This is a genomic window from Mesorhizobium sp. L103C105A0 (assembly GCF_000502215.1).
Lineage (GTDB): Bacteria > Pseudomonadota > Alphaproteobacteria > Rhizobiales > Rhizobiaceae > Mesorhizobium.
On record NZ_AYXF01000003.1, the window covers coordinates 509,285 to 524,706 of the forward strand.

19 protein-coding genes are annotated in these 15,422 nt (G+C 62.5%); 7 read left to right on the forward strand and 12 right to left on the reverse strand.

What is annotated here, in order from left to right:
• Window positions 1-126 precede the first annotated feature (126 nt).
• Both X727_RS151660 and X727_RS1000000166430 read left to right on the forward strand, forming a co-directional pair.
• Window positions 127-741, forward strand: a complete 615-nt coding sequence (locus X727_RS151660) for a hypothetical protein (RefSeq protein WP_023669379.1) — start codon at window positions 127-129, stop codon at window positions 739-741.
• A 161-nt stretch (window positions 742-902) separates the two neighbouring features.
• Window positions 903-1,097, forward strand: a complete 195-nt coding sequence (locus X727_RS1000000166430) for a hypothetical protein (protein WP_081726109.1) — start codon at window positions 903-905, stop codon at window positions 1,095-1,097.
• Between the two features lie 233 nt (window positions 1,098-1,330).
• Here X727_RS1000000166430 and X727_RS151650 read toward each other — a convergent pair whose 3' ends face one another.
• Window positions 1,331-1,534 carry a hypothetical protein gene (locus X727_RS151650; protein ID WP_023697438.1) on the reverse strand — a complete coding sequence of 68 codons (204 nt, stop codon included), beginning with the start codon at window positions 1,532-1,534 and terminating at the stop codon, window positions 1,331-1,333.
• A gap of 412 nt (window positions 1,535-1,946) precedes the next feature.
• Here X727_RS151650 and X727_RS151645 point away from each other — a divergent pair, with 412 nt between their 5' ends.
• Window positions 1,947-2,216, forward strand: a complete 270-nt coding sequence (locus X727_RS151645) for a hypothetical protein (protein WP_023669376.1) — start codon at window positions 1,947-1,949, stop codon at window positions 2,214-2,216.
• Window positions 2,217-2,289: 73 nt separating this feature from the next.
• Here the strand turns inward: X727_RS151645 and X727_RS151640 are convergent, their stop codons facing one another.
• The 7 genes from X727_RS151640 to X727_RS151610 form a co-directional block, all read right to left on the reverse strand.
• A complete protein-coding gene (locus tag X727_RS151640; RefSeq protein ID WP_023669375.1) occupies window positions 2,290-2,592 on the reverse strand; it encodes a hypothetical protein in 303 nt (100 codons plus the stop codon).
• Between the two features lie 85 nt (window positions 2,593-2,677).
• The gene (locus tag X727_RS151635) at window positions 2,678-3,220 is read right to left on the reverse strand and encodes a MerR family transcriptional regulator (RefSeq protein ID WP_023669374.1); all 543 of its coding nucleotides are present in this window, start codon (window positions 3,218-3,220) and stop codon (window positions 2,678-2,680) included.
• A 134-nt stretch (window positions 3,221-3,354) separates the two neighbouring features.
• Window positions 3,355-3,678: an integration host factor subunit alpha gene (locus X727_RS151630; RefSeq protein WP_006201891.1), complete on the reverse strand. Its 324-nt coding sequence runs from the start codon at window positions 3,676-3,678 to the stop codon at window positions 3,355-3,357.
• A 104-nt stretch (window positions 3,679-3,782) separates the two neighbouring features.
• Window positions 3,783-4,754, reverse strand: coding sequence for a beta-ketoacyl-ACP synthase III (locus X727_RS151625; RefSeq protein ID WP_023743609.1), 972 nt, complete (start codon window positions 4,752-4,754; stop codon window positions 3,783-3,785).
• Between the two features lie 9 nt (window positions 4,755-4,763).
• Window positions 4,764-5,834 (reverse strand): phosphate acyltransferase PlsX, encoded by a 1,071-nt coding sequence (plsX, locus tag X727_RS151620; protein WP_023669372.1) that lies wholly within the window; start codon window positions 5,832-5,834, stop codon window positions 4,764-4,766.
• 147 nt (window positions 5,835-5,981) lie between these two features.
• Window positions 5,982-6,530 carry a DUF177 domain-containing protein gene (locus X727_RS151615; RefSeq protein WP_023715400.1) on the reverse strand — a complete coding sequence of 183 codons (549 nt, stop codon included), beginning with the start codon at window positions 6,528-6,530 and terminating at the stop codon, window positions 5,982-5,984.
• Window positions 6,531-6,545: 15 nt separating this feature from the next.
• Window positions 6,546-7,088, reverse strand: coding sequence for a ubiquinol-cytochrome C chaperone family protein (locus tag X727_RS151610; RefSeq protein WP_023669369.1), 543 nt, complete (start codon window positions 7,086-7,088; stop codon window positions 6,546-6,548).
• Between the two features lie 115 nt (window positions 7,089-7,203).
• Here X727_RS151610 and X727_RS151605 point away from each other — a divergent pair, with 115 nt between their 5' ends.
• Complete coding sequence (locus tag X727_RS151605; RefSeq protein WP_023834244.1) at window positions 7,204-7,716, forward strand: outer membrane protein assembly factor BamE; 513 nt, start codon at window positions 7,204-7,206, stop codon at window positions 7,714-7,716.
• Window positions 7,717-7,816: 100 nt separating this feature from the next.
• Here the strand turns inward: X727_RS151605 and X727_RS1000000165600 are convergent, their stop codons facing one another.
• Window positions 7,817-8,629, reverse strand: coding sequence for an AraC family transcriptional regulator (locus X727_RS1000000165600; RefSeq protein WP_023697441.1), 813 nt, complete (start codon window positions 8,627-8,629; stop codon window positions 7,817-7,819).
• Between the two features lie 445 nt (window positions 8,630-9,074).
• Between X727_RS1000000165600 and X727_RS151595 the strand changes: the two genes are divergently transcribed.
• The gene (locus X727_RS151595; protein ID WP_023730859.1) at window positions 9,075-9,989 is read left to right on the forward strand and encodes a LysR substrate-binding domain-containing protein; all 915 of its coding nucleotides are present in this window, start codon (window positions 9,075-9,077) and stop codon (window positions 9,987-9,989) included.
• Between the two features lie 43 nt (window positions 9,990-10,032).
• Here X727_RS151595 and X727_RS151590 read toward each other — a convergent pair whose 3' ends face one another.
• On the reverse strand, window positions 10,033-10,590 hold the full coding sequence (locus tag X727_RS151590; protein WP_023743612.1) for a hypothetical protein: 558 nt from the start codon (window positions 10,588-10,590) through the stop codon (window positions 10,033-10,035).
• Window positions 10,591-10,665: 75 nt separating this feature from the next.
• Complete coding sequence (locus X727_RS151585; protein ID WP_023743613.1) at window positions 10,666-11,127, reverse strand: DUF1772 domain-containing protein; 462 nt, start codon at window positions 11,125-11,127, stop codon at window positions 10,666-10,668.
• Between the two features lie 301 nt (window positions 11,128-11,428).
• Between X727_RS151585 and X727_RS151580 the strand changes: the two genes are divergently transcribed.
• Both X727_RS151580 and X727_RS151575 read left to right on the forward strand, forming a co-directional pair.
• Complete coding sequence (locus tag X727_RS151580) at window positions 11,429-11,974, forward strand: dTDP-4-dehydrorhamnose 3,5-epimerase family protein (protein ID WP_245274162.1); 546 nt, start codon at window positions 11,429-11,431, stop codon at window positions 11,972-11,974.
• A 1-nt stretch (window position 11,975) separates the two neighbouring features.
• Window positions 11,976-12,974: a glycosyltransferase family 2 protein gene (locus X727_RS151575; RefSeq protein WP_023834247.1), complete on the forward strand. Its 999-nt coding sequence runs from the start codon at window positions 11,976-11,978 to the stop codon at window positions 12,972-12,974.
• 77 nt (window positions 12,975-13,051) lie between these two features.
• Here the strand turns inward: X727_RS151575 and X727_RS151570 are convergent, their stop codons facing one another.
• A complete protein-coding gene (locus X727_RS151570; RefSeq protein ID WP_023689501.1) occupies window positions 13,052-15,193 on the reverse strand; it encodes a sodium-translocating pyrophosphatase in 2,142 nt (713 codons plus the stop codon).
• Window positions 15,194-15,422: the final 229 nt, after the last annotated feature.

Consider the following 15,422-nt stretch of genomic DNA (forward strand, 5'->3'; position numbering starts at 1 on the left):
ATCTCCCAATCAAGTTCTTTTGAAGGGCCGCACGCCGGAGTGTTCAGCGGTTTTGCGCCGCTCGCGCGTTAGCCTGATGTTGCTGGCAGCCGCATCGGGCCAGCTTTTCCCAAGAGGATCAGATCCATGACATTCAAGACATCGGCCATCGTGCTCGCCACGATTTCAGGCCTCGCTGGCGCGAGCATGGTCGCGGCGCAAGCCGCCGAGGCCGTGCGCATTCGCGGCACGGTGACCGCCTTTGCCGGAGCGACGCTGACGGTGAAGACCCGCGAAGGCGCTACCGACGCCATCGCGCTGGCTGAAGGGTGGAAGATTTCCGGCGTCGCCAAGGCGGATGCCGGGGATATCAAGCAAGGCGATTTCCTCGGCATTGCCTCTGTTTCGAAGGCCGATGGCGGCAGCGGCGCGCTTGAGGTGGTGATCTTCCCGGCCGCGCTGAAGGGCGCCGGCGAAGGCGACCGCCCGTGGGATCTCGAGCCCAACAGCCGGATGACCAACGGCACGGTCGCCGATGTCACCGAGATTGCAGGTCGCACGGTGACGCTGACCTACGACAATGGCCAGAAAAAGCAGATCGCGATCCCGCAGACGACGCCGGTGGTGACCTTCGCGCCGGCGACGCCCGCCGACCTCAAGCCTGGCGCTGTGGTGTTCGTCAACGCCGAGCGCGGCAGCGACGGCAAGCTGACCGCGGGCCGGGTCGTTGTCGGCACCAACGGCGTCATTCCGCCGATGTAGGTTGCCGACGAAGCCGCCAGACACAATCCAGAAACAAAATTCTACAGTCCGGAAAAACTGTCGAAAAGTTCGGAGGCGATAGTCATGACTGCGGGGTTCACCGGCACCGATCTTGCTCGGTGACGGCCAAATTCAGCCCGCGCAGAAAAGGAAACGAAGTCATGAAGAAGTCCCTCCTGTCGGCTCTCGGGCTGGCTTTTGCCCTGGCTGTCTCTCTGCCCCTCATCGGCGCCAGCAGCGCCGACGCAGCACCGCTGCACAAGAAGCATCACCACCATCATCATCATCACAACAAGCATCACCGCCATCCCCATCACCACCGCCACCACCACAAGGTGGAGGCCAAGAAGGCCTGACACGGCCGACTTGCCCAACGGGAAGGCTGGCCCTGGAGTCCTCGTCAAGGCCGCCTTCCCGTTGGTTTTTGCCAGGCGACACGTGGAAAAGCTGAAGGCAGGATTCGATGGCGCCCATGCGCCAGAATGCGAGCAACCACAGCGCACCCAACGAACGTATCAGGCGCAAGGCCGACAACACAGCGGTAGCCAGCTGCAGGACACCCCGGGTCTCTCAATGCCGTCGGAACCCGCTAGGACGGCGCCGCGAACGCGAGCACTATTGCGATCAAAATCAAAAGCGGCCCCATCCATTTGAAATGCTTCGCGACCTGCAGCCACCATGGCTGCTGACCTTGCTGGGCCTGAAAAGGACTTTGGAGCAGCCCAAAACCAACGCCTGTCATCCACAACCCAGCGCAGAACATGATGAACTCGTCGATGTAATTAGCGACCACGCCCGTCTCCTCCGCCGGTACCTTTGGACTGGCGTTATAGTCGCAGCCGGGAGTGGCAGAAAGCGCGGTGCCAAGTGGCGGCAATGACTGCTGCCGCCACCTGACAAGAGCCGGGGGCGGACTCGGTCTTGGCTGGCCATTTGGGCACGCCACCGTGTGACCTTCGCATGGGATGCCGCGCTGCTACGTCAGCGCCCTTCACGCGAAATGCATGATCGATGCCCGCCCCGCCAGGCGCCGTCCGTTGGCGAAGGCTAAAAATCGACGTCGCAAAAAAAGGCGAAGAAAATTCGAACCACGCATGAACCTTTGCTTTGGAGGCCGCACTAACCGGCATGGACGCCGAGAAGGCGATCCCAACACAGAAGGACGCCATGGTGGCGATCCTCGATCCAGAGAAGGAAATGCTCAAATGACCAACTTCAAGCGCATCACGCTCGCCGCGGCCCTCATCGTCTCGGCCTTCGGTTCGGCTTCCGTTCCGACCTCGGCTTTCGCCAACGGCACGCATCCCACGGGCGACGGCGGCGCGGTTTGCAAGGGCTCCGGTCATTGCCTGGTGCTCTCGATCGAGTGCAAAGGCACCTATACGGACGCCACGGACAAGAATGGCACTGTCTATGGCAAGTGCAGCCAGACCGCGCAGGTTTCGCCGCAGGCCAAGATCAAGCTCGCCAAGTAATCGGCCGCAGATCAGGGAAATGGCGGTCGTCCGCGGGACGGCCGCCATTTTCTTTTTGTTTTCGTGAATTGTTTTAGCGCCGGCTGAGCAACAAGCTGGCGAGAAGGCCGACCACGACCAACCCAACAGCAGCGGCTGTTGCCGGACGATCGCGCGCCGTCTTTTCGATCGCCCTGCCCTGCTTCCTGATCGCCGGCAGCGCATCGCTGACAAGGTCGGCAAGCTGCCCATAATAGTCCGAAGCGGCATCGCGCCCGTCCTCGTAGTAAGCACCGCCGCGTTTGGCCACGACTTTGCGCAACGCGGCGAGCTCTTTGGAAAGGGTCGCGACCTGCTTTTCGAGATCGAGATCGGAGAGGGTCGAAAGCGATACCATGATTGTTTTTCCTTCTTTTGAGAGAAGGCCAAACGCATGGCCGCAGAACCGGTTCCGGTCTGCTTGCCCGAGGGCAGCGGAAAGGTTAGCGCACCTGGTCGAGCAGGCGCTTGCACTCCAGGAGGTCAAACAGCGCCTCCTGCAGCAAGGCCCGGTTGTCGCGCGACAGTTTCGATGCGCCGGGCTGGACCGGACCTTCCTCCTCGGTCTTGCCCAGGCCGAAAAAGCGGCGGCTGGGTTTTACCTTGGGCTGACCGACCAGCATCTCGTCATCCATGCCGCGCGGCTGGGCGGCTGGCGTCAGCGGCACCTGATCGGCCTGCCTGCGCTGCGAGATCGCTTCGACGGCAGCCATGTCGCCATTGCCGATGGCGACCAGGAAATGGTTGCCGTTCTCGCGCAGCAGTTTCTGCACGCCCTTGATCGTGTAACCCTGGTCGTAGAGCATATGGCGGATGCCCTTGATCAGTTCGACATCCTGTGGCCGGTAGTAGCGGCGGCCGCCGCCGCGCTTCATCGGCTTGATCTGGTTGAAACGGGTTTCCCAGAAGCGCAGCACGTGCTGCGGCAGATCGAGATCCTCCGCGACCTCGCTGATGGTGCGGAAAGCGTCGGGGCTCTTGTCCATGGGCGAAATCCTCACGCTGGACGGCGATCCGGCCCAGTCTGCCGAATCGGGTATCATTTCAGCGGTTTATGAAACAATATTCAAGCCCGGCGTCAAAACGGCCCGGCGTTTTCAACCGAAGCCTGCGGCAGAACCTATTTGCCGCCCTTGGCCTTGCTGTTCTGGTGCGAGCGCAGGATACGGCTTTTCAGCACGTTCGACGACTTGAAGGTCATCACCCGGCGCGGCAGGATCGGCACTTCCTCGCCGGTCTTGGGATTGCGGCCGATGCGTTCGTTCTTGGAACGGACGTGGAAGGTGGCGAAGGACGACAGCTTCACCGTCTCGCCGCGTACGATGGCTTCACAGATTTCGTCCAGCACCGCTTCGACGAGTTCTGCCGATTCAGTGCGTGACAAGCCGACCTTACGGTAAACAGCTTCGGCAAGGTCGGCGCGCGTAAGTGTCTTTCCCCCCATGCGACCGTCCCATCAGTTCAAAAAACATAAATCGATACAGGTAAAGGCAGAGCCTAAGTAATTGATCCGGCAAGGTCAAGGACCGAAACCGGACCGTTCGGCACTTACCAGCGAACGAGAACCGCGCCCCAGGTGAAGCCGCCGCCCATCGCTTCCAGGAGCACGAGATCACCCTTCTTGATGCGACCGTCGGCGACAGCCACCGAAAGCGCCAGCGGCACGGAAGCAGCCGAGGTGTTACCGTGCAAATCGACGGTGACCACCACCTTTTGCTCAGCAATCCCGAGCTTCTTGGCCGAAGCGTCAATAATGCGTTTATTGGCCTGATGCGGCACGAACCAGTCGAGGTCGTCGGCGGTTATGCCGGCCTGCGAAAACGTCGCCTCGATAACGTCGGTGATCATGCCGACGGCGTGCTTGAACACCTCGCGGCCTTCCATCCTGAGATGGCCGACCGTGCCGGTGGTCGAGGGACCGCCATCGACGAAAAGCTTGTCCTTGTGGGCGCCGTCGGAGCGCAGGCTCATCGCCAGCACGCCACGGTCGGCAATGCCGCCGGTGCCCTCATCCGCTTCCAGCACCAGCGCGCCGGCGCCGTCGCCGAACAACACGCAGGTCGAGCGGTCGCTCCAGTCGAGGATGCGCGAAAAGGTCTCCGCGCCGATCACCAGCACGCGCTTGGCGAGGCCGCCTCTGATGTAGAGGTCGGCGGTGGTCACCGCATAGACGAAGCCCGAGCACACCGCCTGCAGGTCGAAGGCAAAGCCGTGATGCATGCCGAGCCGGTTCTGGATCTCGACGGCGGTTGCCGGAAAGGTGTTGTTGGGCGTCGAGGTCGCCAGCACGATCAGGTCGATGTCGTCAGGCGAAAGACCAGCATTGTCGAGCGCTGCGCGCGCCGCCGCCTCGCCCAGGGATGCCGTCGTCTCGTCATCGGCGGCGATATGGCGCTGGCGGATGCCGGTGCGCTGGGCGATCCACTCGTCCGAGGTCTCGACCATGCCTTCGAAATCGGCATTCTTCATGATGCGGCGGGGCAGCGCAGCACCGGTGCCGCGCACGACTGATCTGATCAAAGCTCTTTCCTATTCCTTTTCGTCGACGGTGGCGTCGGATTTCCTGTTTGCCTGGGCATGCGGGTTGCGCGCATGGAACAGGTCGAGATCGGCCTCGATGCGGTCGATCAGATTGTTGCGCACCATGTCGTAGCCAAGCTCGATGGCCGCCGCGAAACCGTCCGAATCGGCGCCGCCATGGCTCTTTACCACGATGCCGTTCAGACCCAGGAAAACACCGCCATTGGAGCGGCCTGGATCGAGCTTTTCGCGCAGGCGGTCGAAAGCGCCCTTGGCGAAGACATAGCCGATCCTGGCCATCAGCGTGCGGTTCATCGCGGCGCGCAGATAGCCTGAGATCTGGCGCACAGTGCCTTCTGCCGTCTTGAGCGCGATGTTGCCGGCAAAGCCCTCGGTGACGACCACGTCGACCGTGCCCTTGCCGATGTCGTCACCCTCGACGAAGCCATGATAATTCATCGAGGCCATGTTGGCCTCGCGCAGCATGCGCCCGGCTTCCTTGACCTCTTCCTGTCCCTTGATCTCCTCGACGCCGACATTGAGCAGGCCGACTTTCGGCCGGTCGATGCCGAACACCGAGCGCGCCATGCCGGTGCCGAGAATGGCAAAGTCGATCAGCTGGTGCGCATCGGCGCCGATGGTGGCGCCGACATCCAGCACCACGCTCTCGCCGCGCATCGTGGGCCAGATCGCCGCGATCGCCGGACGGTCGATGGTCGCCATCGTGCGCAGGCAGAATTTCGACATCGCCATCAGCGCGCCGGTATTGCCGGCCGAAATGCAGGCCTGCGCGCTGCCACTCTTGACTGCTTCGACAGCCTTCCACATCGACGACTTCCAGCGGCCGTGGCGCAGCGCCTGGCTCGGCTTGTCGTCCATCCTGACCGCGACTTCACAATGGTGGAACTCGCTGACCTCGGCCAGTTTGGGGAATTTGGCGAGTTCGGGGCGCACCAATTCCTCGCGCCCATATATGACGAAGCGGATGTCGGGACGCCTGACGGCGACCGTCATGAGTGCCGGGATGACCACGTTTGGCCCGTGATCGCCACCCATGGCATCGATGGAAATCCTGATCACGCGGTCTTTATCTCACTAGCTTGGGCCAGGGCACATGGCCCGCGAAAGAAATACGAAACTCGCGAAATTCAGGGGCTCGCGAAGGTTCGGCGAAAATAGCGGTTTTGGGCTGCCGCACAACCGGCTTTTCTCCGATCGCTTCGTGTTTTAGGATTTTCCAAGCAAGGATCGCAGCTTTTGCTGGAATTCATTCTCGACGGGCTCGTTCGGGCCGGCGGCATCGAGCGAGGCGCCTGCCTTGCGCGGATAGGGATCGATCGCCAGCCCGAAGAACTGTTCGGCGAGCGCGCCGACGTCGATCGTGTCGCCGGAGAAAGTTTCCGGGCTGTCCGGCCCTTCGGCGTCGAGCAGGATTTCGCCACCGCCTTCGAAACCTTGCCGTCCGAGTTTGGATTGTTCGGGCAGGAACAGCGCCTCGACCTCTTCGTCGATATGGGCCGCGACCGGCTCAAGGGTGACGATGCAGGCCTGGGTGATATCAGCCTCGACGCGGCCGCTGACCTTGACGCCATTGCGCTTCCACGGCGCCACCAAAAGCTCAGCACGGTAGTTTTCGACCGAAAGCAGCTCGTGCTCGCGCGCAAGCATTGCGCGCTGCGCGGCGTCGGCATCGATCACCACCTGCAAACCTTTGTGCGGCAGGCGGCCGACATTGGCCGCAAATGAGACCGGGCTAGGCGTGTCCACATGTTTCATCTTGGTCTCCCCTCCTCACTCCGCTTTCGCGACGGGAAACGCCACGGCACCGGAAACGATCGATTCGGACGGCTGTGCTTCAAGCTGCCTTGCGGCATCGATTACATAGGACGCCAGCGGCAAGGCTTGCGGCCAGGCGCCGGCATCGGGTCTGACATTGCGCGCCAGGGCGGCAGCAAGCGCGTCGCGGTCGCTGCGTTCCAGCGCGTCGTCATAGGCGGCGGTACGGCCGTAGAACATTTTGGCCAGCCTCTTCATGCGCTTGGGCACGCCGACATCGCCAACGCCCAGTTCCCGCAGCGAATGCTCGACATCGAGAAAGAACTCGTCGATCAGCACCTGCGCGACCTCATGCGCGACGCCCTCTTCGCCGCGGAGCCGGTGCTGAAACAGGAACATGTGCAGCGACAGCATCTCGAAACGGCCGAGCGGCGTATCCGGCACATTCCAGTGGGAATAAAACACGGTCTGCCGCGCCGCCGCCACGATTTGTGCGTAAAGCGCCTCGGTGATAGCGCGGTTGGCGTTGCGTTCGCGGCCAAAAAGGCGCTGGAACATTGAGGGTGGTCTCCTGGGGACCGATTGTTTGAATGGGCCTTGTTGCATCGGCAAGCAAGCTGGTTTACCGGTTTTGCCGCCCAGCGCAAGTTGCGGCCAGCTAATGGAGTTGTTGTTGCGCGCGCTGAAATTCAAGTCGACTTTTCTGCCTGGGGCCACCGCCGCGGTTTCGCTGGTGCTGGTGGCTTCCGCGCTGTCGGGCTGCAATTCGTCCAAGATGTTCGGCGACCTTAACCCTAGCGAGACGCTGACGCAGGGCTATGTTATCGACCAGCAGGCGGTCAATTCGGTGCCGGTGGGCTCCAGCCGCGAACAGGTGCTTCTGGCGCTCGGCACGCCATCGACGAAAGCCACCTTCGACAATGAGGCGTTCTATTACATTTCGCAGACGCGCAAGCGCTATGTCGCTTTCGACAAGCCGCGCCTGGTCGACCAGAAAGTGCTCGCGGTCTATTTTGGCGAGGACGGGCGCGTCACCCAGATTGCCAATTACGGTCTGAAGGACGGTAAGATTTTCGACTTCATCTCGCGCACCACGCCGACCGGCGGCAAGGACCAGAACTTCCTCAGCCAGATCATCAAAGGCGCCAGCAAGCTGGCGCCCCCCATTCCTGGCGGCGGCGCCTAAGAAGCGACCGCCTTCCTTAGATTTTTGCTTCCCCCGAAGCGACACCATCTCAGGCGACCAAAAGCCCGCGGGAGCGATCCTGCGGGCTTTTGTTTTGAGGTCATGCGGCCGCAACACCCGTCGCGCTTTGCCGCGCGTGGCCTGTTCGGCCGCCGGGCTCCAGCGAGGCGCGGTGCACAGCCGCACTCTGCCGCGCTTCCGAAGGCGTCATGCCGAAATGCCGGCGGAAGGCGTGGTTGAAGGTCGAGAGATCGCCGAAGCCGGCGTCGAAGGCGATGGCGCCGATGGTGCGGTGTGCCAGGCGCAGGTCGGATAGCTTGCTGCAAACCAGCGCCAGCCGCCGGCCAAGCACGAACTGCGACAGCGAGGTACCCTCACCCTCGAACAGCTTTCTGATATAGCGCGCGCTGACGCGGTGGCGCCCGGCCAGCGCGTCGGACCCGACATCGCCGGAAGCCAGATTGCTTTCGATATCGGCTTTGATGGCGCGCAGCCGCGCGGCGCGTATGCCGCGACCTGCGGCGACCTCGGTGGCGTCCTGCGTTGCCCCAACCACGACCGCGACAAGGTCCTGTATGTGCTTGGCGGCAAGCCAGCGCAATTCGGATGCGGCCAGGTTCGGCTCCTGCATCAGCAGACGGACATAGCTGGTCAGCAGCAAGAACTTTTCGCCCACGCATGACATCGGCGTCATCAGGGCAGCATCCGCATTCGCAGCCATGGGCCCGAGCGCTGCCTTGGGGATGGTGATGAAGAGATGATGCGACATCGCCCGTTCGATCACATGCGGATCAGAGGAGGACAGAAGGATTGCCTGGCCGGCCTCGATGCTGGCCTCGCGGCCGAGATGCGAGAAGGTGGCAGCGCCCTCCAGACACATGAAGAAAATGTAGTCATCGGTCCCCTTGGCCATGGCGCGGGAACGGATGGTGCGGAAGGCGGTGGTCCTCGNTGGTCCTCGAATCGGCAATGCCGACGCCCGGTAGCCGCAGGATGGTCGCGTCGACGGAGAGCTTTTCCTCCGTGACGTTAAAATCCATGTCGGTCACCATCCGGCGCAACAGGTCGCAATAGACGTTTCGCCATTCCGCTCGCGGCCACATGGCGGTCGAAAAGCGCGCATGCGCAAACTCGGGGGGTCGAATAGTCATGGGGTACTCCCAAGCGATTGTCTTCATTTCACTGTCGTTCGTAGTCGAGGCTCGTTCCATGAACGGCCTCTCATTCGACGGCGGCAATCGGGGGGCAGTGGATGGCTACAATGATTTGCGCACTTGGACAAAAGACTATTTACGAAGCTATGGATGAGCTTTGTTCATTCATGCTAAGGAACCCATGGCGGGATCGGGTAACGGCAAATGACAAGACGGCTTCCACAACTGGAATCCATTCGTGCTTTCGAGGTCATTGCCCGGCTGGGCAGCTTCAAGCGCGCCGGCGATGAGCTGAATGTTACGCCAAGCGCGCTCAGCCACCGCATCGCCGATCTCGAAGCCGATCTCGGCGTGCTTCTGTTCACCCGCCATGTCCGCCGCGTCGAACTCACGCTTGAAGGCGAAAGATTGTCCGCGGGCGTGCGACGCGCACTGCTGGAAATCCAGAGCACGATCGCCAGTGTCGCGCGCAACGAGCGCACGAGGCTGAGGGTCACCGCCATTCCTTCGCATGCCGTGCGCTGGCTGGCCCCGCGTCTGCACAGGTTTCGCAAAAAGCATCCCGAAACAGAGATCGACATCAATGCGGATCTTGCAGTCGTCGACCTTTCGCAGCGAACAGTCGACATCGCATTGCGCTTCGGCGGCGGACACTATCCGGCCGTCGAGACCGAATGGCTGATGGCAGATGCGATCTTTCCTGTCGTCAGTCCCGACTATCTCGCCGCCAACGGCCCGGTCAGAGACCAGCACGATGTGCTGCGACTGTTCCGCATCCTCGACACGACGGCCGAAAATGACGAGAGTGGCGCCAATTGGCGCCACTGGTTCGAGAGAAACAATCTGCCGCTGGATACGGTTGGCGACGGCATGAATCTGAATGGCACCTTGTTGGCGGTCGAAGCGGCGGCGAGCGGTCTGGGCGTCGCCATCGCGAGGAAGTCGCTGGTCGAGAGCGATTTGCGCACCGGCAGGCTCGTCCGCCTCCTGACGACGGACATACCGACGAACTGGAACCACTACGTCGTCGTCCACCCGTCCATCTCCGCCTGGGAGCCTGCCAGATCGTTCATCAACTGGCTGAAGGCGGAAGCCGGCGACAACACCGGCGACGGTTGACCTCGGCGGCCGTCCAGGAGCTCTCATCGGAAGGCGTCGGGGCTCACGGACTCATCGTATCGGCCAGTTGCTCATCCTTGCGGCCCGACTGGTTCGCCGCCTTGGCGGCAAGCGCTGCCGCCATCTGGCTCTCCAGCTCGCGCAGCTTGGCGTCGAGTGTCGCCATGCCGCCCCAGGCGAATGTCGCGCGGTACAGCGGTGCGATCTCGGGCGTCAGGAATTCGACCAGGGTTTCGTCCTCGACCCAGACCTTGAGCACCTTGAACAGGCGGGCATCGATCAGCCCGCTATGCCAGCCCATGCGGGCGGCAATGCCCTGGATGGTTTCGGTCGAATTGGGCGTGCTGAGCAGCACATGCGAGCCGGAGCGCAGGCGCATGTTCGGGTCGAAGCCGATGCCGAGCGGCGCTTGCTGGTCCAGAACCGTGCCGCACGGCAGGATTTCGATCAGCGAGCCGAAATCGTCGCCGAGGCAGACAAACCACGCGCCCTCAGGAAATGGCGGCGACGGCGCACGAACCGCGGTGGCGACAAGCATTTCGGCAAGGACGCTGGCGACGGCCTGCGGATCGCGGGCGTTGAATGAAGCGTGATGCAGCATGGCAATACTCCTGTTTTCAACGGCGGCGGCCGGCAGAAGTGCCGACCCATGCCGCGGCGTTCCGCAAAAACTGAATCACCGGCTGAGCGTCAGGATGACCGCGGCAAACAGGCAGGCGTATTCGGCCAGTCCAAGCACAAGGCGCAAATTGTGGTTGGCCGCCCAGCTGTCGCGCGTCTGCGCCCAATCATCGGGGATGGTCACCGGCGTCCAGCTCTGCACCTGTTTGTTGAGCGGCACCTGACGGCTGACGGTGAAGCCAATGTCGAGCACCACCAGCGCCGCGGCGACGATGGTCAGGATGCGCGGCAGGCCGGCATCGACCGCAAACATCGCCATCGCCGCGATCAGCACCAGCGTCGTCAGCCTGACGAACGGCATCACCCGGGTAAACGTCCGGTCGCGCATCTGATGCATGGCCATGTACTGGCCGGCGGTAAGATCATCGATGCGAAAATCGTGGATTACGCCCGACACGTAGATGCCGGCAATAATTCCAGCCAGCGCAAGCGAAGCCGCCATCAAGAAAATGTCCATGTCTTTTCCCTGCCCGAATGTCGTTTCCCTGGCCAAAATCGCCGCAGAGGCGAGCCCGACACCGCGCCTATTGCAATGTCCTGGCCAATGGCCGGGGTATTAAAGCAGGCGGACGGTCCGGGCTTGGGTAGGATGGAACGATGTTTTGGGCAATGCGGCCCTCCGATTGCGTCGGAAACATCAAGTGCCGTGAGGTCGAAACCTATCAGCAAACCTTGACGCGTACTTGCCAGCGACCGGTCAAATTCGTATCAGACCGTGCTGGCCAATGGAGCATCACGCTGAATTGGGAGGAGCATCCGTGCCGGAAAAAACCCGGACAAAACCGACAGGCTGGATGGCGACCGGAACGGCTGACAGCCAAGTGGTCACGCCTGACTGGATGCCCATCGAGCCGGTGACGATCGATGGCGTGAGGGTCAAGGAGATCAGGCCGGTCGCAACCTCCACCGGCTATCTGACCGAGATCTTTCGCGAGGAGTGGGAGCTCGATTCGGAGCCGGTCGGCCAGGTCTTCCAACGCACCTTGTATCCCGGCGCGGTGACGGGCTGGCATGCCCATGCGGTGACGACCGACCGGCTGTTCTGCTGCGTCGGCAGCGTTCGCATTTCGCTGTTTGACGGACGCAAGGCCTCGCCGACCTTCGGCGCCGTCTGGCACAAGATTATCGGCCCGTTGCGCCCGGCGGTCGTCATCATTCCACCCGGAATATGGCACGGTGTTGTTTCGCTCGGAGCGGAGACGGCGGTGCTGCTCAACCTCGTCGACAAGGCCTATGCCTACAATCAGCCCGACCATTGGCGCCTGCCGCCAGACACCGACCACATTCCCTACAGACTGGTGTAGCGTGGAAGCATCGGCGCAGCGCGATCAGGCCGGCGGCGAACCGCTGGTTTCGATCGTGATCGCGACGCACAACCGGCCGGCAGCACTGCGGCAGGCATTGACCAGCGTCATGCGCCAGACGTTGCAAGACTGGGAAGCCTTGGTCATCGGCGACGATTGCAGGCCGGATACGGCGGCCGTTGCCGCCGAATTTGACGATACCCGCATCGTCTACATCGATCTTCCCGTCAATTTCGGCGAACAGTCCGGTCCCAACAATATCGGCTTTGCCAGGGCGCGTGGCCGCTTCGTCGCCTTGCTCAACCACGACGATCTGTGGTTTCCCGACCATTTGGCGGCGATGACCGGCTGGATCGACGCCTCGGGCGCCGACGTGGTGCTGGCGCGCGGTGCCGTCATCCAGCCGCCGTCGGCGGCCGGCAATCCTGTCAATTCGATCTTCGGGATCGGCAAGGATGGTTTTTACGACCCCGTCACGACGGAAGGATTTGGCTCAGCACACATGTTTCGCCGCGCTTCGTTCAGCCTGCTCGGACCTTGGCGACCTGCCAGCCAGTGCTTTTGCGAAAGCTCGCAGGACTGGCTGTTTCGGGCATGGCGAAAGGGCGCGGTGATCGCGACGATGCCGCACCTCACGGTGATCAAGCTGCATTCCGGCATACGCAAGGGTTCCTATCTCGGCGACAATGCGCAGGAACAGAAGGATCTTCTGGACGCCATGCAGACGCCGGACGCCTTGCGCGTGAAAATCCTTGGCTGCGCGGGCGAACCCATTCGCGTGGCAGCATCGAGTTATCTCAGGCGCAGGCTGATGGCGGCTCTTGGCATCCATCCCCGCGCCCGCGCCTTCCGCCGCAAGTATAAGCGAGGCGCCTTCCTTGCCAAGCTGCGGCGCCTGCGTGGCCTGGCGCCGATGCCTGAGCGCGAACCTGGCGTGAGCGAATTGCTCGATCGCTACAGCAAGCGCGGCGATGCCGGGACCGAGCCGGATGAGGGTTGACTGCCACCAGCGTAAATCTCAAACAAAAACCCGCGGGATCGCTCCCGCGGGTTTGTTCCTGAAGCAGTGGCGTTGCCTTAGCCGTGCGCGAGCACGGCCAGCAGCAGAAGCGCCACGATGTTGGTGATCTTGATTGCCGGGTTGACCGCCGGGCCGGCGGTGTCCTTGTAGGGATCGCCAACCGTGTCGCCGGTGACCGAAGCCTTGTGCGCTTCGGACCCCTTGAGGTGCTTGACGCCGTCCTTGTCGACAAAACCGTCCTCGAACGACTTCTTGGCATTGTCCCAGGCGCCGCCGCCCGAAGTCATCGAGATGGCGACGAACAGGCCGTTGACGATGACGCCGAGCAACGAGGCGCCGAGCGCCGCAAAGGCGGACGCCTTGGAGCCCGAGATCAGCTGCACGCCGAAATAGACGACGAGCGGCGCCAGCACCGGCAGCAGCGAGGGGATGATCATTTCGCGGATCGCCGCCTTGGTCAGAAGGTCGACGGCGCGGGCATAGTTTGGCTTGGAGGTGCCGGCCATGATGCCCGGATCCTCGCGGAACTGCTTGCGCACTTCCTCGACGATGGCGCCGGCCGCACGGCCGACGGCCGTCATGGCGATGCCGCCGAACAGATACGGGATCAGACCGCCGAAGATCAGGCCGGCTACGACGTAGGGATTGGAGAGGTCGAAGGAGACATCGCCCATGCCCTGGAAGTACGGATATTTGTCGCCATTGGCGGCAAAGAACTTCAAATCGTTCGAATAGGCCGCAAACAGCACCAGCGCGCCGAGGCCGGCCGAACCGATGGCATAGCCCTTGGTCACCGCCTTGGTGGTGTTGCCGACCGCGTCGAGCGCGTCGGTGGAGTGGCGCACTTCCTTGGGCAGGCCGGCCATTTCGGCAATGCCGCCGGCATTGTCGGTGACCGGGCCGAAGGCGTCGAGGGCGACGATCATGCCGGCAAGGCCGAGCATGGTGGTGACCGCGATCGCCGTGCCGAACAGGCCGGCGAGCTGGTAGGTCGAGATGATGCCGCCGACGATGACGATTGCCGGCAGTGCGGTCGATTCGAGCGACACCGCAAGTCCCTGGATGACGTTGGTGCCGTGACCGGTCACCGAGGCCTGGGCGATGGAGTTCACCGGGCGCTTGTTGGTGCCGGTATAGTATTCGGTGATCACCACGATAAGACCGGTCACAACGAGACCGATCAGGCCGCAGATGAACAGGTTCTTGCCGATGATGGTCATGCCGGCGACGGTGCCGACCTCGCCCCAGCCGACGGTTGCCGAGGTAGCGACACCGAGACCGACGATCGACAGCAGGCCGGTGACGATCAGGCCTTTGTAGAGGGCGCCCATGATCGAGCCGTTGGAACCGAGCTTGACGAAGAAGGTGCCGACGATCGAGGTCAGGATACAGGCGCCGCAGATCGCGAGCGGATAGAGCATCGCCGCACCCAGAGCGGCGGTTCCGCCGAAGAAGATGGCAGCCAGCACCATGGTGGCAACGACGGTCACCGCATAGGTCTCGAAGAGGTCGGCGGCCATGCCGGCGCAATCACCGACATTATCGCCGACATTGTCGGCGATGGTGGCCGGGTTGCGCGGATCGTCTTCGGGAATACCGGCTTCGACCTTGCCCACGAGATCGCCGCCGACGTCGGCGCCCTTGGTGAAGATGCCGCCGCCCAGACGGGCGAAGATCGAGATCAGCGAAGCGCCGAAGCCGAGCGAAACCAGCGCATCGATGACGATGCGGTCATTGGGCTGCAGGCCCATCGGGCCGGTCAGAATATAGTAGTAAATCGACACGCCGAGCAGCGCCAGGCCAGCCACCAGCATACCGGTGATGGCGCCCGACTTGAAGGCGATGTCGAGACCGGCGGCGAGGCTGTTGGACGCAGCCTGCGCGGTGCGCACATTGGCGCGCACCGAGACGTGCATGCCGATGAAACCGGCGGCGCCCGAAAGCACGGCGCCGATCAGGAAGCCGACCGCGGCGGTGATCGAAAGCAGCCACCAGGCGAGCACGAGCACGACCACGCCGACAATGGCGATGGTGGTGTACTGGCGCGCCAGATAGGCTTGCGCGCCTTCGCGGATGGCGGCGGAGATTTCCTGCATGCGTGCGTTGCCCTGATCGGCTGCAAGAACCGATCGTGTCGCCCAGATGGCGTAAAGGATTGAAAGCAAGCCGCAGGCGATGACGGCAGAAATGATGGTCATTGCCGAATTTTCCTCGATTGATGGCCCAAAAGAACCCCTCCCTGGGCCGTTGGTGCGGGGAGCGGATAAGCCTAGGCGGAATCCGTCCTTCGCAGCGGTGTATGCGAAACAGGGCTCGGAACGTCAAGATATTGTTCGGTTTTTGCCCCGCTTTCAGCCAAAAGGTTTAGGCCAGAACATTCCCGTGGCCGATGCCTTGCTATTAGATCGGTTGAAATGACGCTGCGTC